We start from the raw sequence: 22539 nt of genomic DNA on the forward strand, positions 1-22539 counted from the left end.
CTGTCATGCTCCGCGAAGGCGGGGCATCCAGTACGCCGCGGCCCATCGATTCAACCACGACCGTCTCGGAGTACTGGATCGCCCGCTTTCCGGGCGATGACACTGAGTGTGTGGCGCCAGCCTTCTCGTTACTCCGCCGCAGCCGCAAAACGGCTGTTTTCCAGCTCCGCTTCCAGCCGCGCCGTCTGGGCTGCTGCGAGCTTGATGTTGGCTTCCTTGATATGCCCGAAGCCGCGGATCGTCTCGGGCACGCGTGCGAGCCGCGCCAGCAACGGAAGCTGCTCCGCGGTCAGTCCGGCGATGCGCTGGTCGATCATGCCGAGATAATCCGCGACCAGCTTGCGTTCGGTCCGTCGCTCCTCGGTGCGGCCGAAGGGGTCGAACGTGCCGCCGCGCAGGAACTTGAGTCTTGCCAGCAGGCGGAAGCCGTGGATCATCCAGCCGCCGAACTCCTTCTTTTGGAGATGTCCGGTCGTCTTGTCGCGCTTTGCGAAAATCGGCGGCGCGAGGTGGTACTTCAGCGTGAAATCGCCGTCGAATTTCTCGGATACCTTCTTGGCAAAGCTGCCGTCGGTGTAGAGCCGGGCGACCTCGTACTCGTCCTTGTAGGACATCAGCTTGAACAGGTTTTTCGCGACCGCCTCGGTCAGCTCCGTGGACGCGGGCGAGGCGGCCGCCTCCGCCCTGCGCGCCTTGGCGACGGCCGCGAGGTAGCGGTCGGCGTAGGCCTTGTCCTGATAGCTGGTCAAGAACTCCGCGCGGGTCGCGATGATATCTTCGAGCGATTTCGTCGGCGCGGAGGCCCGGCTCCTGAACTGGAGCACGCTGCGCACCCTAGACATGTCGTGGGCGGCGAGGCGGCCCCAGCTGAAGGCGAGCTTGTTCATCTCGATCGCGGCGCCGTTGATCTCGATGGCGCGCAGCAGCGCCTCCAGCGACAGCGGGATCGCGCCCTTCTGGAAGGCGAAGCCGAGCATGAAGGGATTGGTCGCGATGCTGTCGCCCATCAGTGCCGAGGCGATGCCCGTCGCGTCGATGATGTCGAGGTTCTTGTCGCCGACGGCGTCGCGCAGCACGGTCTGCATCGTGCCCATCTCGAAATCGAGGTCGGGGTTCTGCACGAAGCTCGCGGTCGGCTGCAGGTCAGCGTTGATATAGGCTTTTGTTACCCCGCGCTCGGCGCGGCTCAGCGCGGCGGGGCCGGCCGAGACGATCATGTCGCAGCCGAGAATGACGTCGGCGCCACCGGTGGTGATCCGGACCGCCGCGATGTCTTCCGGTCTCTGCGCGATGCGGACATGGCTCATCACCGCGCCGTTCTTCTGCGACAGGCCGGTGAAGTCGAGCGCCGAGCAGCCGCGACCGTCGACATGGGCGGCCATGCCGAGCAGGGCGCCGATGGTGATGACGCCGGTGCCGCCGATGCCGGTGACGAGGATGTTGTACGGCGCCTCCAGCTCGCGGGTCGGCGGCAGCGGCAGGTCGGCGAACAATTGACCGGAATCGACCGCCGAGGTCTTCATGCGCTTCAGGCTGCCGCCATGCACGGTGACAAAACTCGGGCAAAAGCCCTCGACGCAGGAAAAGTCCTTGTTGCAGTTCGACTGGTCGATCTGCCGCTTGCGGCCGAACTCGGTCTCCAGCGGCTGCACAGAGACGCAGTTGGAGGCCTGAGAGCAATCGCCGCAGCCTTCGCAGACGAGCTCGTTGATGAACGCGCGCTTGGCCGGATCGGGATAGAGCCCGCGCTTGCGGCGGCGGCGCTTCTCCGCGGCGCAGGTCTGGTCGTAGATGACGACGGTCAGGCCCTTGATGTCGCGCAGCTCGCGCTGCACGGCATCGAGCTCGCGGCGGTGATGGATGGTCGCGCCTTGCGGGAAGTAATTGCCTTCAGGGTATTTACCGGGATCGTCGGAGACGATCGCGAGCCGCTTGACGCCTTCGGCCCAGACCTGGTGTGCGATCTGCGCGACGTTGAAGGCGCCTTCGGCCGGCTGGCCGCCGGTCATGGCGACGGCGTCGTTGTAGAGGATCTTGTAGGTGATGTTGATGCCGGCGGCAGATGCCGCGCGAAGGGCAAGAAGCCCGGAATGGGTGTAGGTGCCGTCACCGAGATTCTGGAAGATGTGCTGCTCGGTGGTGAACGGCGACTGGCCGATCCAGTTCACGCCCTCGGCGCCCATATGCGAGATCAGATCGGTGCGGCGGGTCGTCATGCTCAGGGCCATGCCGTGGCAGCCGATGCCGGCCATGGCGCGGCTGCCCTCCGGCACGCGCGTCGAGGTGTTGTGCGGGCAGCCCGAGCAGAAGAACGGCGTGCGCGCGAGCTTGATCTGCGTGGTGGCGGTGACGGGATTGTCGAACGCTTCGAGCCGGGCGAGGCGCTGCTCCAGCACCGGGCTGTGATGGCCGAGCTTGCGCAGCCTCGCCACCAGCGCGCCGGCAACGATGGTCGGCGTCAGCTCGCCTTCGCTCGGCAAGAGCGGAGCGCCGCGCTCGTCACGCTTGCCGGTGACGGTCGGGCGCCTGGACGCATCGATATTGTAGAGGATGCGCATGAGCTGGTCTTCGATGAAGCCGCGCTTCTCCTCGACCACCAGAACGTCCTGAAGCCCTTCGGCGAACCGCTTCGCGCCGCTTTCCTCCAGTGGCCAGGTCAGTGCGACCTTGTAGATGCGCAAGCCCAGATCCTGCGCATCCTTGTCGGTGATCCCGAGATCGGCGAGCGCCTGGCGCAGGTCGAGATAGGCCTTGCCGGTCGCGACGATGCCGAGTCGGGCCGGCTTGGAATCGAGCACGATGCGGTCGAGCTGGTTGGCGCGGGCGAAGGCCTGCACGGCTTGCATCTTCGGGCCGAACAGACGCTTCTCGGCGTCCAGCGGCGGATCCGGCCAGCGGATGTTGAGGCCGCCGGGCGGCATCTCGAAATCGTCGGGGACCACGATCTTGATACGTTCAGGGTCGCTGTCGATCGAGGCCGAACTCTCCACCGTCTCGCTGATCGCCTTGAAGCCGACCCAGCAGCCGGAGAAGCGCGAGAGTGCGAAGCCATAGAGGCCGAGGTCGAGATAGTCTTGCAGCGTGGCCGGATTGATCACGGGGATCAGCGCCGCCGCGAACACCTGCTCGCTCTGGTGCGCCAGGGTCGAGGACTGGCAGCCATGGTCGTCGCCGGCAAGCGCCAGCACGCCACCGTTGAGCGAGGTGCCGGCCGCGTTGGCATGCTTGAGCGCATCGACCGAGCGGTCGACGCCAGGGCCCTTGCCATACCAGATGCCGAACACACCATCGACCTTGGCGCCGGGAAACAGGCCGACCTGCTGGCTGCCCCAGACGGCAGTCGCGGCCAGATCCTCGTTCAGGCCGGGGACGAAGGCGATGTCGTGCTGCTGGAGGTGCGACTTCGCCCGCCACAGCGCGTGGTCGTACATGCCGAGCGGGGAACCGCGATAGCCGGAGATGAAGCCGCCGGTGTTGAGCCCCTGGAGCCGGTCGCGTTCGCGCTGCAACATGGGCAAGCGGACCAGAGCCTGCGTGCCGGACAGGAAGATCCGCTTCGATTCGAGCCGGTATTTATCATCCAGCTCGACCTGCAACAGCGTCATTTCGGGAGTCCTCGTCTCTAGTTCGGCTGGGTTTGCGCTGCGGGAGGGATTTGCGGCTGCGCGACGCGAATTGTGACAGTCAAGAGCATGGGCCCGCGAAGTCAATATCGCTGGCCGCATCCGTGGCGCTCCTGCTAGTCATGGCTTGTTGTGGAGAACATCATGACTGCAAAGGCATTCGACACCGAGATCACAGCGACAGCCGAGGCGCTGAGCGGGCCGTGGCGCCAGCCGCGCCAGATGCTCCAGGCGCAAACCTACGACGCGCACGCTTCCATCCACGACGACGCCACCGCGCAGAAGCTCGGCTTCAAGGGCGGCACCATCGAGGGCCCCACGCATTTCAGCCAGTTTGCGCCGCTCGGTGCGCGGTTATGGGGCCATGCCTGGTTTGAGAGCGGATGCCTCTCCGCGCATTACCGCAGCGTCTGTTACGAAGGCGAGGAGGTCCAGGCGAACCTGTCGAAGCCGCTGCCGGGGACGAGCCGGTGCCAGATCCAGATGGTCAAGCGCGACGGCACCGAGGTGCTACGGGGCACGGCCTCGGTCGGCGATGCGCAGGCCGCGACCGCGCTCGAGGCGCGCCTTGGCGAGCTCAAGCCGCTCGCCGATCCCGTGATCCTGTGCGACGTGAAGGTGGCGCAGACCAGCCGGCGGCAGACGGTGCGGATGGCGTTCGATCAGATCATGGGCGACCTCTATCCATTTTCGCTGCGGCAGAAGCTCGCGGTCATCACCGAGAGTTCGCCATTCTATTCTTCCTCGGAGAACCCGTGGGGCAGACCTATTATCCCGATGGAGATGCTGAGCGTGCTGTTTCAGTATCGCTCCAAGGACGATCCGCTGCCGGCCAAGGGGCCGGCCGTCGGCCTGTTCGCCGATCAGGAGATCAGGCTGGTGAAAGGCCCGCTCTTCGTCGACGAAGAGTACGAAGTCGAGCGCGAGGTGGTCGCACTCTCCGGTAGCCGCCGTACCGAGAGTGCCTGGGTGAAGACGCGCGTGTTCGACAAGGCAGGCTCGATGGTCGCGACCATGTTGCTCAACATGGCGACGTTGAAGGACTCTTATGCACCGTATGAAGAGGAGTATCAGCGGCTGTATGGAGCGGGGCAGTAGTGCCGCGGTCCGCTCATCCTTTAAGCAGATGCACCTCGCCAAGCCGTCGCACACGGAATAAGCAGCCGGCAGTCGGTGGCGTAACCTTCTGACTGAGCTGCAAATTCTTCCGCCGCCCACGCCCTTCCGCAATTGTACACAATGGCACGGCGCTTGCAGAACTCGAGGCAAAGCGAGTTCTCGCGAGGGCGGGCGTCATGTTGAACTCAAGCAAGCCGACATTGGGCGTCATCAGCGCCGAGCCCGAGCCGATCAAGCTCGACTGGCCCGTCACGGCGCTTCTGATCATCGATATGCAGCGCGATTTCATGGAGCCGGGCGGCTTCGGTGAGACGCTCGGTAACGACGTCAGCCAGCTCGCGCGCGCGGTGAAGCCGATTGGCGCAGTGCTGAAGGCCGCGCGCGATACCGGCATGCTGGTGATCCACACGCGCGAGGGCCATCTGCCCGACCTTTCCGATGCGCCGCCGGCGAAAGTCGAGCGCGGTGCGCCGAGCCTTCGCATCGGCGATCCCGGCCCTATGGGGCGCATTCTCATTCGCGGCGAGGCCGGCCACGACATCATTCCCGAGCTCTATCCGCTGGACAGCGAGATCGTGATCGACAAGCCCGGCAAGGGCGCGTTCTACGCCACCGAGCTGACCGATGTGCTGGAGAACTACGGCATCGAAAATCTTCTGGTGTGCGGCGTCACCACCGAGGTGTGCGTCAACACCACCGTGCGCGAGGCCAATGACCGCGGCTATCGCTGCGTCGTCATTTCCGACGGCTGCGCATCCTACTTTCCGGAGTTTCACGAAATGGGCCTGAAGATGATCAAGGCCCAGGGCGGCATCTTCGGCTGGGTCGCGGACTCGGCCGCAGTCCTGGAGGCGATGAAGGTTTCGACCACATAGGGGGAATATCATGAGCACATTGACGGGGACGGCTGGCAAATCCGGGAGCAATACCTCCGAGTTCAAGCCGGCACTATGGACACCGGGCGACTGGAACGCGTTTTTCGGTTTCGGCACCAACATCCTCGTCAACATGCTGGTGCTCACGGGCCTGCTTCGCTTCGTGCTGAAGATGCCGGAAAGTCTCGTGTTCGGCCGCATCCTGCCCGCACTCGGGCTGATGATGTGCCTGTCGACCTTCTACTACGCGTATCTCGCCTATCGTCTCGCGCAGAAGACCGGCCGCAACGACGTCTGCGCGCTGCCGTCGGGCGTCAGCGTGCCTCACATGTTCATCGTTACCTTCGTGATCATGCTGCCGATCACGATCAAGACCGGCGATCCGCTGAAGGGCTGGTCGGCCGGCCTCGTCTGGGTGTTCTTCCAGAGCTTCATCCTGATGATCGGCGGCTTCATCGCGCCGTTCATCCGCAAGATCACGCCGCGCGCGGCGCTGCTCGGCACGCTCGCGGGCGTCTCCGTCACCTTCATCTCGATGCGCCCCGCACTCGAGATGTACATGACGCCGCAGATTGGTCTCGTCTGCTTCGCCATCATCCTGGTGAGCTGGTTCGGCGGGGTGAAATACTGGCGCGGCATGCCCGCAGGTCTCGTCGCCATCGCCGTCGGCATGGTCATCGCATGGGGCTCGAACCTGTTCGGGCTCGGCCTCGGGGGGTTGAGCATCGCGGGCGTTGGCGCCGCCTTCGCCAATTTCGGCTTCTCGGTGCCGCTTCCGGCCGTCGGCCACGTGTTCTCCGGCTTCGAATTCCTCGGCATCATCCTGGTCACCGCCATCCCGTTCGGCATCTACGACCTCGTCGAGGCCATGGACAATGTCGAGAGTGCGGAAGCGGCCGGCGATGAATATCCGACCACACGGGTGCTCACGGCCGACGGCGTCGTCAGCCTGATCGGCTGCCTGATGGGCAATCCCTTCATCAACGCGGTCTATATCGGCCATCCCGGCTGGAAGGCGATGGGCGGCCGCATCGGCTATTCGGCGGCGACCGGCATCATGGTGGTGGTGCTGGCCTGGTTCGGAATCATCTCGGTGCTGCTGGCGCTGGTGCCCGTCGTCGCGATCTCGCCGATCCTGCTCTATATCGGCATGCTGATCGGCGCGCAGGCGTTCCAGACCACGCCGGTCAAGCACGCGCCCGCGATCGTGCTGGCACTGACGCCGCATCTGGCGGCGTGGGCGAAGCTCCAGATCGACACCATGCTGGGCTCGACCATGATGGCGGCGACTTCGGTCGGTGGGCTCGCTGCCGACAAGGCCGACGCGGTCAAGGCCGCGGCGATCGCGGCGCTGCCGCAGCAGGGCGTGTTCTATCACGGCCTCGAAGTCATGGGCGGTGGCTCCATCCTCGGCGGCCTGATCCTCGGCGCGATCGGCGTCTTCATCATCGAGCGCGATTTCGAGAAGGCCTCGGCCTTTGCATTGGTCGGTGCGGTGCTGACCTATTTCGGCTTCATGCACGGTGAAGCCGTCGGCATCGGCGGCGGTTTTGGCGTCACGCCCGCGGTGGCGTTCGCCTACGCGGTGATGGCCGCCGGCCTGTTCGCGGTCGGCAAGCTTGGCGCGAGTAAGCACTATGCTGCGCATCCGGAGATGCACGCCGCGCCGGCGGAGTAGGTTGGGCCAGCAAGCATTGTGGCCGGGGACGTCGTGTCACCCGGCCACATCTTTGCCTTCGTCCAGCCAGCTGCCCGATTGCCTCCACCCCATCAAACAATGGCGGGCTGAACTCCGCGCTGCGATGCGCGATCAAACGCCCAGCCGGTTCCTGGTCGCGCGAAGAATGTCGTCCGACAGCTTGGGATCGTTCACGGCCCGGGCGAGCACCAGTGCCCCGACCAGGGACGCAGTCATCGCGAGCGCCTCCTCCTCGCGCTGCCGCGGCTTCAGCATCGAGGCCATTCGACCGCTCAAGAGCCGGATCATGCCCCGCACTCCGGCTGTGAAACGTTCCCTCACGCCGCCGCTGTGGCGCCATATCTCGCAAGACAGGGCTGCGAAAGGGCAACCGGTTCCGGGCTCGTCGCGATGCTTCTCCGAGAGGTATTCGGACACGTAGTCGCCGAGCGCAAACCCGTCGGGCACTTCGCGCCCTTTGGCGACGATGGCGTGAGCCACGGCTTCTTCGACAAGCCGCTCCTTGGAACCGAACTGACTGTACAGGCTGCCATGGGTCATCCCGGCGGCCTCGGCCAGCGCGTCCACGCCCATGCCGGAGATTCCACGCTCGCGCATGAGGCGGGAGGCGGCGTCGAGAATGCGCTCGCGATTTTTGGCCGCCTGTTCTTTCGAAACGCGCATCTCACGAATCCTCGATCACGGGTCTTGACAATTATAATGACGATCGTCATCTATATCAATAGTTACGATCGTAATCAAAACTGTTTGGGGCTGGCCCCCTCACCGGAGAAGCTCGTGAATACCATCACCACGAAGATCGCACTCGTTACCGGCGCCTCATCAGGCATCGGCGAGGCGACGGCGGAGAGGCTCGCGAAGGCCGGCTACAAGGTGTACGGCACCAGCCGACGAGGAGCCCAAGGCAAGCGATCGTTCGAGATGCTTGGCCTCGATGTAACCAGCGATGAATCCGTTGAAGCCGCCGTCAGCAAAGTGATCCGGCACGATGGCCGCATCGATCTGCTCGTGAACAATGCCGGTTTCGGCGTTGCCCCGGCAGGAGCGGAAGAGAGCTCGATCGAACAGGCTCGATCGATCTTCGAGACGAATTTCTTCGGACTGGTCCGGATGACGCGTGCCGTCGTGCCTCACATGCGGCGCCAGGCGCATGGTCGCATCATCAACATCGGCTCCGTGCTCGGTTTTCTGCCGATGCCTTACGGGGCGCTCTACGCCGCCACCAAGCACGCAGTGGAAGGCTATTCGGAATCGCTCGACCACGAGCTGCGCACCAGGGGCATCCGGGTCTCGGTCATCGAGCCTGCGTACACGAAGACCCCGTTCGACGCCAACTTCGTGGAGCCGGATGCCAAGCTCGACGAATATCGCGAGGCTCGCGCGCACGTCAGCAAGCGGGTGAACGAGATAATGGCTACGGCCGAGGAACCCGGCGTCGTGGCTGACATCGTCCTGAAGGCGGCCAGCGCCACGCAACCGAAAGTCCGGTATGCGGCCGGCAAGCTTGCCAACCGTCTGCGGTTGCTTCGCAGATTTGCGCCGGCTGGCCTGGTCGACGCCGGGATTCGAAAGGACCTGAGGCTTGATGCAGCACTCGCACCGCAGGCTCGCCATGCGGCCCGAGCCTTCTGACAGCATAACCGGACAGAGGCGACATGAGAGCACTCGTTTTCAAGCGTTATGGCAGACCGGACCAGGTCGGGTTCGTTGATACCCCTCGGCCAGTGCCGAAGCCGAACGAGATTCTCGTCCAGGTCCACGCGGCTGGCTTGAATCCCATCGACAACATGATTCCGAAGGGAACCTTCAAGCCGATCCTTAGCTTTCAGCTTCCCGCCACGCTGGGCAGCGATTTGGCCGGTGTCGTGGTGGAGGTTGGCAGTCGCGTCACCCGCTTCAAGCTGGGCGACGCCGTTTTCGCCAGCATCTTCGACCTCAGCGGCACGGGGGCTCTCGCTGAGTTCGCGACGGTGCCTGAGACTGCCGCTGCGCTCAAACCGGCAAATCTGGACTTCGTGCAGGCGGCCTCGATACCGATGGTTGGACTGACATCGTGGCAAGCGCTCAAGGAGCGCGCACGGCTCCAGCCCGGTCAAAAGGTATTCATCCCGGCAGGTGCAGGTGGCATCGGTACTTTCGCGATCCAGCTCGCGAAATACCTCGGAGCGAAAGTGGGGACGACGACGAGCACCGGAAACCTGGATCTGGTCCGGAGCCTCGGAGCCGATGAGGTGATCGACTACAAGAAGCAGCAATTTGAGGATGTCCTGCGCGGCTACGATGCCGTACTGGGGACAGTCAGGGGCGACGCAATCGAGAAGTCCCTTCGGATATTGAAGCCCGGCAGCGCAGTCGTTTCGCTCGTCGGGCCACCTGACGCTGCATTCGCTCGCGCCCGCGGCATGAATGTCTTCATGGTGTTCCTGTTCGGGTTGCTGAGCCGCAAGATATTTCGGCGCGCGAAGGCAAGCGGCGCGGCGTATTCGTTCCTGTTCGTACACGCCGACGGCAGTCAACTCACAGAACTCGGTCAGCTCCTCGGAGCCGGGCAAATCCGGCCGGTGATCGACAAGGTGTTTCCGTTCGAGCAGGCAAAAGACGCACTTGCATATCTGGAGACGGGGCGAGCCAGGGGGAAGGTCGTCGTCCAGATCCGCTAGGCGCCTTCACGGGGGGGGCTGGATTGCGCCGTTGTGGAATGGAGCCATCACCCGCCCTTGACGGCTCCCGCCGTGAGCCCGGCTACGATCTGCCGCTGCGCAAACACCGTCAGCAGCAGCACCGGCAGCGTGACGATCAGCGCGGCGGCGGCCAGAGGGCCCCAGCTCAGCTGGTCGAACGAGATCATGTTGTAGACGGCGACGGGCAAGGTGCGCGTCTCGCGTCCCGCCAGCACGATGCCGAACACGAAGTTGTTCCAGGAGAAGATCACGGCGAGGATGAAGGCGACCGCGATGCCCGGCCGCGCGATCGGCAAGGCTACGTGTCGAAAGACCTGCCAGCGCGTGGCGCCGTCGATGAGGGCGGCTTCCTCCAGCTCCATCGGTGTGGTCTCGAAATAGCCGATCATGATCCAGATCACGATCGGCACCGTCACCACGAGATGGATGATGATCTGCGGCACCAGCGTGCCCAGCAGTCCCAGCCACTGGAACAGCAGAAACAGCGGGATCAGGTAGGAGAGGCCGGGCGTGATGCGGGCGATCAGGATCACGATCGCGGATTTGTGCGCGGCCATCCGCGCGATGCCGTAGCCGGCGGGGACGCCGACCAGCAGCGCAAGCAACGTCGCGCTGCCGGTGACGATCAGGCTGTTGATGAAATAGGTCAGGAAGCGGTTGGACGCGAGCACGTCGGCATAGTTCTTCCAGGCGAAATGCTCGGGGATGAGGACGGGCGGGTAGGCGGCGTTATCGACCTCGAACTTGAGCGACAGCGACGCCATCCAGAGGAAGAACAGGACCGCGGGCGACACGATGACGAGCACCGAAAGCCACAGGCCGATCTTGCCGATGATCTGACGTGCGTTCATGCGCCCCTCGCGATCTCGGTCCACAGCATGCGCTGGCGGGCATAGAGCATCACCGCCGCAAGGGCGACGATGAGGAGGAAGAACACCACGGCGATCGCCGAGCCGTAGCCGAGATCGTAATAGGTGAAGGCGACGCTGTAGAGATAGATGTTGATCGTCTCCGACGCCGAGCCCGGCCCTCCCTGCGTGATCGCGAAGATGATGTCGAAACTCTTGACCGCGTCGATCATGCGGATCATGCCCGCGATGAACAGGAACGGCATGATCAGCGGCAACGTGATGAAGCGAAACACCTGCCAGAAGCTGGCGCCGTCGATCTGCGCGCTTTCATAGGGCTCGGTCGGGATCGCGGCGAGCCCGCCGAGCACGATCAGCATGACCAGCGGCGTCCATTGCCAGGTCTCGACCAGCACCAGCGACGGAATGACGGTTGCGGGATGAAACACCCAGAGCTGCGCGGGGATTCCGACCAGCGACAGCAGATAGTTCAGCACGCCGAGCTGCGGGTGGAACATCATGGTCCAGACCAGCGCGATCGCGACGGGCGTTGCCATCATCGGCATGATGAAGATGCCGCGCAGGAAGCCGCGGCCTGCGAATTTCTGGTGAAACACCACGGCTGCGAGCGTGCCGAGGATCAGCGGCAGCAGCACCGACAGCACGGTGTAGACCAGCGTGTGCCCGACCGCCTCGAGGAAGCGAGGATCGCTCGTCAGCCGCAGATAGTTGGAAAACCCGACGAAGGTGGTCGCCGAGCCGACCTTCCATTCGTTCAGGCTCATCCAGATGGTGAAGACCCACGGGAAGATGATGATGGCGAGCACGACGACCAGCGCCGGCACCACGAACGGCCAGTAGGACGGCGGCCGCAATTCCTTCTCCGGCGCGGCATCGGACCGTGCCGCGGCCGGACTCGATTGTGTCAACGCACTCACGCCTTTTCGCTGCGCTCCAGGATCGGCCGGTATTGATCGTGGGCCTTCTTCAACTCGGTTGCGGGATCGGCGCCTGATAGTGTCGAGGTGAGCGCCGCGCCGACGAGATCGCGGAATTCGGCGACCGGGATCACGACGGGAAGGCCGAGCTTGCTGATCTTGGCGGAGTCGATCACCGACTGCAGCCACTCCTTGGGCATCTTCACGCCGCTCTGGACCTCGGCGTCGCCAAGGATCGAGTTGCGGAATGGCACGCCGCCGCCGGCCTGCAGCAGCCGCGCGCCCTGCTTCTTCGAGATTGCCCACTGGCAGAGCAGATAGGCGGCTTCCTTGTTCTTGCTCGCTGCGGCAATGCCGATGCCATCGCCGTAGGTGGCCGAATATTGCCCCTTCGGTCCGGCGGGGACGACGGTGTAGCCGACCTTGCCGACGACGCGCGATGCGGCTGGATCCTCCAGCGGCGGCGCCCAGCCGACGCCGTCGATCCACATCGCCGAACGTCCTTGGGTGAACGAGGCCATCGACTCCATCCAGTTGAAGCCGGCGACGCCGGGCGGGGCGACCTTGGTCAGCAGCGTCTGATAGAGCTTCGTCGCCGCGACGGCTTCCGGACCGTCGGTCAGGATGTTGCCTTTGGCGTCGAGGAATTCGCCGCCATAATCGAGGAAGAAGTTGGTCCACAACGTCATGTTGGCGTTGCGGAGGCCCCGCCCGACGAAGCCGTAGGTGCCGTCCTTGGTGTCGGTGAGCTTCTCGGCGGCCGCGACCATCTCGTCGAGCGTCTTGGGGATGGCGACGCCCTTCTTCTGGAACAGCTCCTTGTTGTAATAGAGGATGAAATAGTCGACCGACCAGGGCAGCGACAGCATCTGGCCCTTGTCGTTCTTGGCGTATTGCAGGCCGGCGGCGGAGAAGTCGCTCTCGACGAGATCTGGCGCGGTCAGCGCCGGATCCTTCATGAACGGCGTCATGTCGGCGAGCCAGCCGGCTTTCTCGAACTGCCGCTTCTGCACGTGATAGCTGAGATGGACGACGTCGAAGCTCGGCCGGCCCGAGGTCAGCTCGATCACGACCTTCTGGCGCTGCTGCTGCTCGGGGATCTGCTCGGATTCCACCTGGATGCCGGTGAGCTCGGTGAACTCCTTGATGTTCTTTTGCAGGTTGTCGCCGCGCGGACCTTTGGCGAGGATCACCTCCAGCTTGGTCCCGGCATATTTCTTCCAGTTGACTTCGGCGCGCGCCGGCAGTCCCGTCAGGCTCAGCGCGCCGGCCGCGGCGGTCCCCGTCAACAGCGTGCGGCGCGAGATGTTGTGGTTGGCCACTTCAAGTCCCTCCCTTGATTCATTCTCTTTGGGAGAGATACTAGCGGCCGCGCCGCGTCTGCCTAGTCCTAATCTGCCATCAGGGGCGAACCGCCGGCGTTTCCATCGGCAGGCCGCGGGCCCGCGACATCAGATAGAGCTCGAGCGCGACCAGCTCGGGCGAGCCGTAATCATAGGCTTGGGCGCGGATGCCGGTCATGCAGCTACGCAACCGACGCTCGATCGACCCCAGCGTCTGCCACTCCAGGCGGTAGAGCGGATAGCCGGTCGGCTGTCCCTGCGTGATGGGCGCGCCCGCAAGGCGCTTGTCGAAATTGTCGTCGTGGCAATTGGTGCAGGCGAGGTTGAGCTGGCCCTCGCGCTGCATGAAGAGGTTGCGGCCCCGCGCGACGAAGGGCTTTAGTTGCGGATCATCGCCGGCGAAGATCGGCGCGCCGCGGGATTGGTGGGCGACAAAGGCGGACAGCGCGAGGAGGTCGCGGCTCTCATAGGGCAGCGCCGTCGCCTGCTGATGATCGGCGCGGCAGAGATTGATGCGCTGGTCGAGCGTGACCGGGCGCGCCAGCGTCTTGTCGAAGGCGGGATAGCGGGCCGCGACGCCCTTCATGCTGCTCCGTGCATCGTCATGGCAATCCGCGCAGGCTTTGTCGGCACTGCCGGTCTTCTTGCCCCACAACGTCTCGCCGTCGAGCACGAACAGCATGCCCGGGTTGGACGTATCGTCATCCTGCATGGCGCGGGTGTCCGGACCCATGAAGGCAAGGCCGGAGCGGCGTGCATCGGGCGGGATTTCACCGGCGAGCAGGGCAGGGGCTGCGGCAACGAGGGCTGCCGCCGCTATCGCGCGCCAGAACTTCATTCGATGATGATCGATGCCGATGCGGTGGACGAATAGCCGTTGTCGCCGATCCATTCGAATTCGAACTTGCCGCTCTCCTTCGCAATCGTGAAGAAGGACAAATAGGGGTTGGCGGCAATCGCCGGGAAGAGATCGGCGCGAAAAATCTCGGTGCCGTTGTAGCGGCAAGTCAAACTCGTGATGATGTCGCGCGGCACCAGCTTCCCGTCCGCGGTGTGGCGGAAGCCGGTCTCCATGATGTGCGAGGTCAGCGTGCGGATCTCGATGATGTCGCCGCGCCTGGCCTTGGCGGGGACGTTGATGAGCGCGGCCATCAGTTCATCTCCTCGGTGCAGGCGGCCAGCGTCACGACGATGTCGGCGGCAACCTGCCAGAACGTGTCGTCGGAGAGACGCGCGATTGCGACCACTTTCTGGGTGTCGGCGAGCCGGATCCGGGTTGAGACCTGGGCGCGTCCGGAGGACGAAGTGAGATAGAAATTGCCGATGTTCGGCTGCGGGTTCTTCTCGTTGAAGACGTGGATGCTCTTGACGTAGTCGTCCGCCGTCATCGGGCTCGCCACGCTCACCGTCATCGGCACGGTGTTGCCGTTCTCGACCAGCGGCGGAATGTCGAGCTTGACCTTGCCGCTGCGTATCGATGCTTCGCCGACGACGTTGCGGATCGCGGCGGTGAGCATCGCCGGTGTCGCACGGAGCGGCCGCAGGGTGACGATCGGGAGCGTCCCGGCGACCGTGACGCCTCCGGCGAGGCTCAAGAAGTGTCGTCGCGTGGTTGGCATGAACCTAGTCCCGAAGCGTTGCAAGAAAAGCCACGATGTCCTCGATCTCCGCGGCCGACAAGATCGGCTTGCCGGCGAAATTGCGCCCGACGCGGACGAGGCCGTCATTGCGGTAATAGGACGGCATGATGGTCTCAGGGTTGAAGCGGGCCGCATCGACCAGTCGAAGCCGCAACTGGCTCACGGACCATCGGTTCCCGGCACCTGTGAGGTCCGGCGCGAGGTCGCCCTGGAATCGTGTTTCCGGGAAGGGGCCGGAATGGCAGAGGATGCAGGTCGTGGTGCGCGTAAGCACCAGCGCGCGTCCGCGCGCCGCATCGCCGGGAGTGGCGGTGAGCGGCTCGGCAATGCCATCGCCGGTGATCTTGTACGGCGCAAGCTCGTCCGCGTTCGCAGCGCAAGCGAGACTGGCGGCGATCAGCGCCGCGATATGGACGGATGCACTAGCCAAAGGTGTCTGCCGTGATGGTTTGAAACCAGCGCTCGGCCTCGGCGGCCTCGCGGGCGCGCAGTTCGCGCGGCGCATCGACCGGGCTCGTCGCGCCGCCTTCGACCTCGGCAAAGATGTCGCCCCTGGGCTGGTAGTTGCCGGCGAGCGAAAAGCCGTAACCCGGTGCGACGGTGTTGTAGCAGACGCCCGTCAGCCGCGGCGCCTCTGGCGCTCGGCCCGCGAACAGGTTGACGATGGCGGCGGCGCAGGCCTTGCCCTGCGCGCTCGCGGCCGACGCCGATTTGGGGATGCCGCCTCCGAGGCAGGCATCGCCGATGACATGGATGTTCGGGGCGAGTTTCGACTCGAAGGTCACAGGGTCGATCGGGCACCAGCCGGTCGCATCCGCCGCGCCGGCGATCCCGGCAATGCGCCCCGCACGCTGCGGGGGGATGACGTTGGCGACATCAGGGGTGTAGTTACCGAACTCGGTGACGATGGTTCTGGTCGTGGGATCAATCGAGGTGACGCGGCCGCCTTGCGAGAGCGCCACGCGCTCGATCATGTCGCCGTAGAGCTCCTTCCACGCCTTCTCGAACAGCCGCTGCTGCGAGAAGCCGTCCTTGGCATCGAGGATCAGCACTTTCGAGCGCGGCTTGTTCGCCTTCAGGTAATGCGCGATCAGGCTGGCGCGCTCGTAAAGTGCCGGCGGGCAGCGCGAGGGATTGGCGGGAACTGCGATCGCGACGGTGCCGCCGTCCGTCATGGCCTCCAGTTGCCGGCGCAGCAAGAGCGTCTGCGCGCCGGCCTTCCAGGCGTGCGGCATTTTTTCCGATGCGGCATCGTCATAGCCGGGCAGGGCTTCGAAATGGAAGTCGATGCCGGGCGAGAGCACGAGGCGGTCATACCCAAAGGCGGTGCCATCAGTCGCCGTCACGCTACGCTTTTGCGCGTCGATCGCCGTCGCAGCCTGAGCGACGACGGTGATGCCCTCGGCGGCAAGCTTGTCATAGCCAAACTGCTGCGCCTCGATCTCGCGCAGGCCGGCGATCACCTCGTTGCTGAAGGGGCAGGAGGTGAAGGTCTTGTTCGGCTCGATCAGCGTGACCTGCAATTTCGCGTCGATTCGCTTGAGTGCGCGCGCACAGGCCGCGCCGCCAAAGCCGCCGCCGACCACGACGACGCGGCCCGCGGTTTGCGCACGCAGGATCGAGGAGGCGGCGAGCGATGTGGCCGCGACGGTGATGCCGAGGACGGCATTCCGCCGCGTCACCGGCGCATTCATGAGTACTTGTCCGAAAAAATGCGGCGGCGGCCGTCGTGGCCGCCGCCGTCTTCTCAAGCGAAGGTGATGTTCTGGTCGCGCAGCGGCACGGAGCGGATGCGCTTGCCCGTCGCCGCGAAATAGGCGTTGAGCACCGCCGGCGCCGCAACGCCGATGGTCGGCTCACCGACGCCGCCCCAGAACCCGCCGCTCGGCACCATCACCGCTTCCACCTTCGGCATCTCGTTGATGCGCATCGAGTTGTAGGTGTCGAAGTTGGTCTGCTCGATCTTGCCGTCCTTGACGGTGCAGCCGCCATAGAACAGCGCGCTAAGGCCATAGACGAAGGAGCCCGCGATCTGCCGCTCCACCTGCGCCGGATTGACGACGTAGCCGGGATCGGTGGAGGCGACGATACGATGCACCTTGATCTTGCTGCCGTCGGTCACCGAGATCTCGGCGGCGCCGGCGACATAGCTGCCATAGCCCATCACCTGCGCGATGCCGCGATAAACGCCCTGCGGCGCCGGCTTGCTCCAGCCGATCTTCTCGGCCACGGCGTTGAGCACCGCCAGATGCTTGGGGTGATTGCCCATCAGCTTGCGGCGGAATTCGAGCGGGTCCTGACCTGCGGCCTGGGCCAGCTCGTCCATGAAGCATTCCATGTAGATCGCATTGTGATTGACGTTCACGCCGCGCCAGAAGCCGGGCGGAACGTGCGGGTTGCGCATCGCATGCTCGACCAGGAGGTTGGGCACCGAATAGCCGAACGCGGCCTCGCCGGACTGGGCGACGCCCTGGAACGCAGCCGGATCCATGCCATTCTGCAACGCCTCGGGCCGTAGCGAGAACAGGATCGACTGCCCGGACAGGCGGTAGTGCAACGCGACCAGATTGTTGTTGGCATCGAACGCGCCGGTCATCTTGCACTGGGTGATCGGGTGATACCTGCCGTGCGCCATGTCCTCTTCGCGCGACCACAACAGCTTGATCGGCGTGCCCGGCATCTGCTTGGCGATGACAACCGCCTGGCGGACATAGTCGGTCTGGCCGCGACGGCCGAAGCCGCCCCCTGGCATCACCTTGTGCACGTCGCACTTCTCCGCCGGCAGGCCCGACGCCTCGAGCACGGCCGCAAACGCCGCTTCGCCGTTCTGCGTGCCGCACCAGACCTCGCATTTGTCCGCCGTGTAGAGCGCGGTGGCGTTCATCGGCTCCATCGTGGCGTGGTTCTGGTAGGGATAGGAGTAGACGGCTTCGACCTTCTTGGCGGCGCTGGCAATCGCGGCCTTGGCGTCACCGTTCTTGTTGCCGACATAGGCCGGTTGCGCGTCGTCGAGGCCCTCGGCCAGCCACTTCGCAATCGACTCGCTCGAGACCTTGGCGTTCTCGCCCTCGTCCCAGACGATCGGCAATGCTTCCAGCGCAGTCTTGGCGTGCCACCAGGTGTCGGCCACGACCGCGACCGCGGTATCGCCGACCTTGACGACCTTCTTGACGCCTTTCATGTTCGCGATCTTGGCGTCGTCATAGCTCTTCAGCTTGCCGCCGAACACCGGACAGTCCTTGATCGCGGCGTTCATCATGCCCGGCAGCTTGACGTCGACGCCATAGACCATAGCGCCGGTGGTCTTGTCGGCGGTATCGAGCCGCAGCAGGCCCTTGCCGGCGATGGTCCAGTCCTTCGGGTCCTTGAGCTTGACGTCGGCCGGCGGCGTCAGCTTCGCCGCGGCTTCGGCGACTTTGCCGTAGGTCGTCGTCTTTGCCGATGCCTTGTGGGTGATGACGCCCTTGGCAACCGTGCATTCGGAGGCCGGCACCTTCCACTCATTGGCGGCGGCCTCGATCAGCATCACGCGCGCGGTGGCGCCGCCCTTGCGGACATAGTCCTGCGAGGAGCGGATGCCGCGGCTGCCGCCGGTCGAGAAATCGCCCCAGACGCGCTTGCGGGCGACGCTCTGGCCAGGGGTCGGATATTCGGTCGTGACCTTCGACCAGTCGCATTCGAGCTCCTCGGCCACGAGCTGGGCGAGGCCGGTGAGCGAGCCCTGGCCCATCTCGGAGCGGGCAATGCGGATCACCACGGTGTCGTCGGGCCTGACCACGACCCAGGCATTGACCTCGGGCGAGCCGTCGGCGGCGCGGACTATTGCGGGGCCGCCGAAGGGCAGGTCGAGGCCAATCGCGAGGCCGGCGCCAACGGCAGCGGTGCCGATGACGAAGGCGCGACGGTTCATCTTGGGAGAAACATGCTTGTTCATGGGGCGGCTCCTTACGCGCTTGCGATCGTGTGGATCGCTTCGCGCACCTGCTGGAAGGTGCCGCAGCGGCAGATATTGGTGATGGCCTCGTCGATGTCGGCGTCGGTCGGCTTCGGCTTTTCGTTCAGCAGCGCTGCCACGGCCATGATCATGCCGCTCTGGCAATAGCCGCATTGCGGCACGTCCCGGGCGATCCAGGCCGTCTGCACCTTGTGCAGCGTGTCGCCGGGAGCGAGCCCCTCGATCGTGGTGATCTTCTTGCCAACGGCCTCGCTGACCATAACGCCGCAGGAGCGCATCGCCACGCCGTCGATGTGGACGGTGCAGGCGCCGCATTGTGCAATGCCGCAGCCGTATTTCGTGCCGGTCAGGCCGGCATTCTCGCGGATCGCCCAGAGCAGCGGCGTATCCGGCTCGACGTCGAGTGTGAGGGTTTTTCCGTTTATTGTTAGGTTTGCCATCGCAGTCCCCTGATTGGCCCAATCCACCGATTGGACTCCGGGCGCAATGTGTCCGGCAAAATGGAACTGTTCAAATCACTAGTCCGAGGGGCGGCCGCTCAAGACTTTTGCGGGCGAGGGAAGATTTTGGAGCAAGCGGTGTTGCCGCCCCATCTGCCACGGCGCTTGCGGCAGGAAGGCCCCTCCAGCCGCCAATATGCGGCTTGGGACGACCTCTGGCGCACTCCGGGGTTCCGATGAGCGACAGTTTGTCCCTTTTGCTGGGATGCAAGACGCGAATGCTTTGGTACACTGCGCCGGATCAAAAGGAGTTCCATGAACGTGCCGAGTCCCTGCAACGTGCTGATGCTCTATCCACTGTTCTCGGCGGAGTCCTTCTGGAGCTTTGGCGAATCCTGCAAAGTGCTGGGTGTGAAGCGCCCTGCCGCCCCCCTCGGCCTGATCACGGTGGCGGCGATGCTGCCCGAGAGCTGGACGGTCCGGTTGATCGATTGCAACACGGCGCCCTTCAGTGACGACGATCTCGCCTGGGCCGACGTCGTGTTCACGGGCGGCATGCTGCCGCAGCAGGCCGACACCCTGCGCCTGATCGAGCTCTGCCGCGCGGCTGGCAAGCCCGTGGTCGTCGGCGGTCCCGATCCCACCTCGAGCCCCCACATCTACGAGCGGGCCGACTTCCGGGTGCTCGGCGAGGCCGAGAGCGTCATCGACGAGTTCGTTGCGGCCTGGGACAGCGGCGTGCGGTCCGGCGTCTTCACTGCGCCGAAATTTCAGGCCGACGTCACCAAGACGCCGGTGCCGCGTTTCGATCTGCTGAAGTTCGAAGACTACCTCTATCTCGGTGTGCAGTATTCCCGCGGATGTCCGTTCACCTGCGAGTTCTGCGACATCATCGAGCTCTACGGACGCGTGCCGCGGACCAAAACCAACGAGCAGATCCTGCGCGAGCTCGATACGCTCTACCGAATGGGTTATCGGGGCCATCTCGACTTCGTCGACGACAATTTCATCGGCAACAAGAAGTCGCTGCGGCTGTTCCTGCCCCAGCTCGCCGAATGGCAGCGCGCCCACGGCTATCCCTTCGAATTGTCGACCGAGGCGTCGGTCAATCTGGCCGACGATCCCGAGCTTCTGGACCTGATGGGTGCGGCGAATTTCTTCGCCATCTTCGTCGGCATCGAAAGTCCGGATCCGGCGACGCTGGTCGCGATGCGCAAGAAGCAGAACACGCGGCGCAACATCGCCGAGAGCATCCACAAGATCTACGCCGCCGGCATGCTCGTCACCGCGGGTTTCATCGTCGGCTTCGACAATGAGAAGGCCTCGATGGCGGAGGCCATGATCGATTTCATCGAGGAGGCGGCGATCCCCGTCAGCATGGTCGGCCTGCTCTATGCCTTGCCGAACACGCAGCTGACGCGCCGCCTCGAGCGCGAAGGCCGGCTGCACCCGGGCCACGATGTGGCACCGACCATCGGCGCCGATCAGTGCACTGCCGGGATCAACTTCGATCCGGTGCGCCCCTTGCGCGACATCCTGATGGACTACAAGCGGGTGCTCGAGCACATCTACAGCCCGGCTGCCTACGCAAGACGCGTCGACCGGCTGATGACGCTGCTCGACCGTTCCAGGCAGCGCCACGAGCTCGCCGAGGGCGATATCCGCGCCGGGCTCGGTGCGATGGAGACCGTGCACCGCGTGGTGACCGCGCTCCCCGAGGCGCGGGCGCCGCTGTGGCAGACTTTCATGAACTGCGCCAAGCGCGACACGTCATCAGCGCGGATCGCGGTGCAGATGATCGCGGCCTATGCGCATCTCGGGCCGTTCTCGCGCAAGGTCATCGATGCCATCGACGCGCGTCTTGCAGCGCTCGACGACGAGGCGGTCATCCCGGCGGCGACCGTCGACGTGACAGTGGCTCGACACCTCGCTTGACCGCCTTACTTCACCGCCAGCCGCAAGAAGCTCATCACGCTGCCGAGCGCGGCAAAGCCCGCGCCGAGCGCTAGGGCCACCGTCGCGCCATCGTGACCGGCCAGCGCGAAGCAGAGCGCGGCGAGTGCGGCGCCGGTCGTCTGTCCCGTCAGCCGCGCGGTCGCGACGATGCCGGAGGCGCTGCCGCTGCGGTGGGGCGGCGCGCTCGACATCACCGCCTTCATGTTCGGCGCCTGGAAGAATCCAAAACCCATGCCGCAGATCACCATCCGCCAGATGATGTCGGGGATGGCCGGGTTGGCCGGCAGCATCGCGAGCAGCGCCATGCCGAGGCCGAGCAGCACGAGGCCGATGCCGCCCAATAGTCCGACGGCGTGGCGGTCGGACAGGCGCCCGGCAATCGGCGCCATGATGCCGACCACCAGCGGCCAGGGCGTCATGAAGAAGCCGGTCTCGACCTGCGAGCGCCCCAGCACGTCCTCGAAATAGAACGGCAGCGAGACGAAGGCGAGGCCCTGCACCGCGAAGGAGCATACGGCCGTCGCCGCCGACAGCGCGAACATGGGGCGGCTGAACAGGTCGATCGGCAGCATCGGCGCCGGATGGTCGGCGTGGCGGCGCGTCAGGATGAAGCCGAGCGCGAGGGCTGAGACCAGTTCGATGCCGACAACAACCGGCGACAGGTTATGTGCAGCGCTGCCGATGCCCGTGATGAACAGGCCGAGGCAGGCGGAAGCCAGCATCGCGCCGAGAAAATCAAAGCCGTGATCGGCGCGCGGGGTCTTCGGAAGCATCGCAACGCCGATGCCGATCGCGAGAAGGCCGAACGGGATGTTGACGGCGAACAACCAGGGCCAGGGGCCGAATGCCAGGATGGCAGAGGCAATCGACGGGCCGAAGGTGAAGGCCGTCGCCACCACCATCGCGTTATGGCCAAAGCCGCGGCCGAGCATCCTCCCGGGATAGACGAAGCGCACCAGCGCCGTGTTGACGCTCATGATGCCGCTGGCGCCCAGGCCTTGCAGCGTGCGCGCGACCAGCAGGCTGTCGAGCGACCACGCCACCGCGCAGAACAGCGAGGCGATGGTGAACAGGATCAGGCCGCCGAGATAGATGCGCTGGTGCCCGACGATCTCGCCGAGGGCGCCAAGCGGCAGCAGCGTCGCCACCAGCGCGATCTGGTAGACATTGACGACCCAGACCGACTGCTCCGGCGTGACATGCAGGTCGGCGGCAATGGCCGGCAACGCGATGTTGGCGATCGCGGTGTCGAGCGAGGCCATCGCCAGCGCAGTGAAGATGGCGACGATCGCCCAGCGCCGCTGCGCGGCCGGAAGGCCGTCGGATGTGGTGTGGTCAGGCTCGCGCGCGGCGGCAGGTAACGTGATTGTCATTGCCTGCGCGTTTCTCCGGCGGCGTGGCTGAGGCGAACTTTGGCATGTA

19 protein-coding genes are annotated in these 22539 nt (G+C 64.9%); 6 read left to right on the top strand and 13 right to left on the bottom strand.

Translation table 11 applies throughout. The annotated features are described in order from the left end of the window. Positions 1–128 precede the first annotated feature (128 nt). A complete protein-coding gene (locus tag I3J27_RS09945) occupies positions 129–3605 on the bottom strand; it encodes an indolepyruvate ferredoxin oxidoreductase family protein (RefSeq protein WP_270168193.1) in 3477 nt (1158 codons plus the stop codon). 162 nt (positions 3606–3767) lie between these two features. Between I3J27_RS09945 and I3J27_RS09950 the strand changes: the two genes are divergently transcribed. From I3J27_RS09950 to I3J27_RS09960, 3 genes are all read left to right on the top strand, one after another. After that, the gene (locus I3J27_RS09950; protein WP_270168195.1) at positions 3768–4721 is read left to right on the top strand and encodes a hypothetical protein; all 954 of its coding nucleotides are present in this window, start codon (positions 3768–3770) and stop codon (positions 4719–4721) included. Positions 4722–4918: 197 nt separating this feature from the next. After that, the gene (locus tag I3J27_RS09955) at positions 4919–5617 is read left to right on the top strand and encodes a cysteine hydrolase family protein (RefSeq protein WP_270168196.1); all 699 of its coding nucleotides are present in this window, start codon (positions 4919–4921) and stop codon (positions 5615–5617) included. Positions 5618–5627: 10 nt separating this feature from the next. After that, complete coding sequence (locus I3J27_RS09960; RefSeq protein WP_270168198.1) at positions 5628–7295, top strand: regulator; 1668 nt, start codon at positions 5628–5630, stop codon at positions 7293–7295. Positions 7296–7427: 132 nt separating this feature from the next. Here the strand turns inward: I3J27_RS09960 and I3J27_RS09965 are convergent, their stop codons facing one another. Further along, complete coding sequence (locus tag I3J27_RS09965) at positions 7428–7979, bottom strand: TetR/AcrR family transcriptional regulator (protein WP_270168200.1); 552 nt, start codon at positions 7977–7979, stop codon at positions 7428–7430. A 114-nt stretch (positions 7980–8093) separates the two neighbouring features. On the opposite strand from I3J27_RS09965, the gene I3J27_RS09970 reads away from it, so the two are divergent. Then, a complete protein-coding gene (locus I3J27_RS09970; protein WP_270172652.1) occupies positions 8094–8948 on the top strand; it encodes an oxidoreductase in 855 nt (284 codons plus the stop codon). A gap of 23 nt (positions 8949–8971) precedes the next feature. Next, the gene (locus tag I3J27_RS09975) at positions 8972–9976 is read left to right on the top strand and encodes an NADP-dependent oxidoreductase (RefSeq protein WP_270168206.1); all 1005 of its coding nucleotides are present in this window, start codon (positions 8972–8974) and stop codon (positions 9974–9976) included. Between the two features lie 47 nt (positions 9977–10023). Here I3J27_RS09975 and I3J27_RS09980 read toward each other — a convergent pair whose 3' ends face one another. From I3J27_RS09980 to I3J27_RS10025, 10 genes are all read right to left on the bottom strand, one after another. Continuing rightward, positions 10024–10848: a carbohydrate ABC transporter permease gene (locus I3J27_RS09980; protein ID WP_270168208.1), complete on the bottom strand. Its 825-nt coding sequence runs from the start codon at positions 10846–10848 to the stop codon at positions 10024–10026. Further along, on the bottom strand, positions 10845–11783 hold the full coding sequence (locus I3J27_RS09985) for a carbohydrate ABC transporter permease (RefSeq protein WP_270168210.1): 939 nt from the start codon (positions 11781–11783) through the stop codon (positions 10845–10847). Before I3J27_RS09985 ends, I3J27_RS09980 begins: the two co-directional genes overlap by 4 nt. Next, positions 11780–13105: an ABC transporter substrate-binding protein gene (locus tag I3J27_RS09990; protein WP_270168211.1), complete on the bottom strand. Its 1326-nt coding sequence runs from the start codon at positions 13103–13105 to the stop codon at positions 11780–11782. Before I3J27_RS09990 ends, I3J27_RS09985 begins: the two co-directional genes overlap by 4 nt. A gap of 79 nt (positions 13106–13184) precedes the next feature. Next, positions 13185–13964 carry a sulfur oxidation c-type cytochrome SoxA gene (gene soxA, locus I3J27_RS09995; protein WP_270168213.1) on the bottom strand — a complete coding sequence of 260 codons (780 nt, stop codon included), beginning with the start codon at positions 13962–13964 and terminating at the stop codon, positions 13185–13187. Next, complete coding sequence (soxZ, locus tag I3J27_RS10000; protein ID WP_270168216.1) at positions 13961–14278, bottom strand: thiosulfate oxidation carrier complex protein SoxZ; 318 nt, start codon at positions 14276–14278, stop codon at positions 13961–13963. Before soxZ ends, soxA begins: the two co-directional genes overlap by 4 nt. Then, positions 14278–14745 carry a SoxY-related AACIE arm protein gene (locus tag I3J27_RS10005; RefSeq protein WP_270168218.1) on the bottom strand — a complete coding sequence of 156 codons (468 nt, stop codon included), beginning with the start codon at positions 14743–14745 and terminating at the stop codon, positions 14278–14280. The genes soxZ and I3J27_RS10005 overlap by 1 nt, the downstream gene beginning before the upstream one ends. Positions 14746–14749: 4 nt before the next feature. Further along, entirely contained in the window at positions 14750–15196 is a 447-nt protein-coding gene (gene soxX / locus I3J27_RS10010; RefSeq protein WP_270168219.1) for a sulfur oxidation c-type cytochrome SoxX, read from the bottom strand. Next, positions 15189–16460, bottom strand: coding sequence for an NAD(P)/FAD-dependent oxidoreductase (locus tag I3J27_RS10015; protein ID WP_270168222.1), 1272 nt, complete (start codon positions 16458–16460; stop codon positions 15189–15191). The genes soxX and I3J27_RS10015 overlap by 8 nt, the downstream gene beginning before the upstream one ends. 53 nt (positions 16461–16513) lie before the next feature. After that, positions 16514–18700 carry a xanthine dehydrogenase family protein molybdopterin-binding subunit gene (locus I3J27_RS10020; RefSeq protein WP_270168224.1) on the bottom strand — a complete coding sequence of 729 codons (2187 nt, stop codon included), beginning with the start codon at positions 18698–18700 and terminating at the stop codon, positions 16514–16516. Positions 18701–18711: 11 nt separating this feature from the next. Next, positions 18712–19161 carry a (2Fe-2S)-binding protein gene (locus tag I3J27_RS10025; protein ID WP_270168226.1) on the bottom strand — a complete coding sequence of 150 codons (450 nt, stop codon included), beginning with the start codon at positions 19159–19161 and terminating at the stop codon, positions 18712–18714. 315 nt (positions 19162–19476) lie between these two features. Here I3J27_RS10025 and I3J27_RS10030 point away from each other — a divergent pair, with 315 nt between their 5' ends. Next, complete coding sequence (locus tag I3J27_RS10030) at positions 19477–21096, top strand: B12-binding domain-containing radical SAM protein (protein ID WP_270168228.1); 1620 nt, start codon at positions 19477–19479, stop codon at positions 21094–21096. Between the two features lie 5 nt (positions 21097–21101). On the opposite strand, the gene I3J27_RS10035 is transcribed toward I3J27_RS10030, so the two are convergent. Continuing rightward, entirely contained in the window at positions 21102–22490 is a 1389-nt protein-coding gene (locus tag I3J27_RS10035) for an MFS transporter (RefSeq protein ID WP_270168230.1), read from the bottom strand. Positions 22491–22539 lie beyond the last annotated feature (49 nt).

It is taken from the genome of Bradyrhizobium xenonodulans (genome assembly GCF_027594865.1).
GTDB classification, from domain to species: Bacteria; Pseudomonadota; Alphaproteobacteria; order Rhizobiales; family Xanthobacteraceae; genus Bradyrhizobium; species Bradyrhizobium xenonodulans.

Bases quoted from the DNA above. Each gene is read 5' to 3' on its own strand.
- I3J27_RS09945 (WP_270168193.1), bottom strand. From the start codon at position 3,605: ATGACGCTGTTGCAGGTCGAGCTGGATGATAAATACCGGCTCGAATCG.
- I3J27_RS09950 (WP_270168195.1), top strand. From the start codon at position 3,768: ATGACTGCAAAGGCATTCGACACCGAGATCACAGCGACAGCCGAGGCG.
- I3J27_RS09955 (WP_270168196.1), top strand. From the start codon at position 4,919: ATGTTGAACTCAAGCAAGCCGACATTGGGCGTCATCAGCGCCGAGCCC.
- I3J27_RS09960 (WP_270168198.1), top strand. From the start codon at position 5,628: ATGAGCACATTGACGGGGACGGCTGGCAAATCCGGGAGCAATACCTCC.
- I3J27_RS09965 (WP_270168200.1), bottom strand. From the start codon at position 7,979: ATGCGCGTTTCGAAAGAACAGGCGGCCAAAAATCGCGAGCGCATTCTC.
- I3J27_RS09975 (WP_270168206.1), top strand. From the start codon at position 8,972: ATGAGAGCACTCGTTTTCAAGCGTTATGGCAGACCGGACCAGGTCGGG.
- I3J27_RS09980 (WP_270168208.1), bottom strand. From the start codon at position 10,848: ATGAACGCACGTCAGATCATCGGCAAGATCGGCCTGTGGCTTTCGGTG.
- soxA (WP_270168213.1), bottom strand. From the start codon at position 13,964: ATGAAGTTCTGGCGCGCGATAGCGGCGGCAGCCCTCGTTGCCGCAGCC.
- soxZ (WP_270168216.1), bottom strand. From the start codon at position 14,278: ATGGCCGCGCTCATCAACGTCCCCGCCAAGGCCAGGCGCGGCGACATC.
- I3J27_RS10005 (WP_270168218.1), bottom strand. From the start codon at position 14,745: ATGCCAACCACGCGACGACACTTCTTGAGCCTCGCCGGAGGCGTCACG.
- I3J27_RS10015 (WP_270168222.1), bottom strand. From the start codon at position 16,460: ATGAATGCGCCGGTGACGCGGCGGAATGCCGTCCTCGGCATCACCGTC.
- I3J27_RS10020 (WP_270168224.1), bottom strand. From the start codon at position 18,700: ATGAACAAGCATGTTTCTCCCAAGATGAACCGTCGCGCCTTCGTCATC.
- I3J27_RS10025 (WP_270168226.1), bottom strand. From the start codon at position 19,161: ATGGCAAACCTAACAATAAACGGAAAAACCCTCACACTCGACGTCGAG.
- I3J27_RS10030 (WP_270168228.1), top strand. From the start codon at position 19,477: ATGAACGTGCCGAGTCCCTGCAACGTGCTGATGCTCTATCCACTGTTC.
- I3J27_RS10035 (WP_270168230.1), bottom strand. From the start codon at position 22,490: ATGACAATCACGTTACCTGCCGCCGCGCGCGAGCCTGACCACACCACA.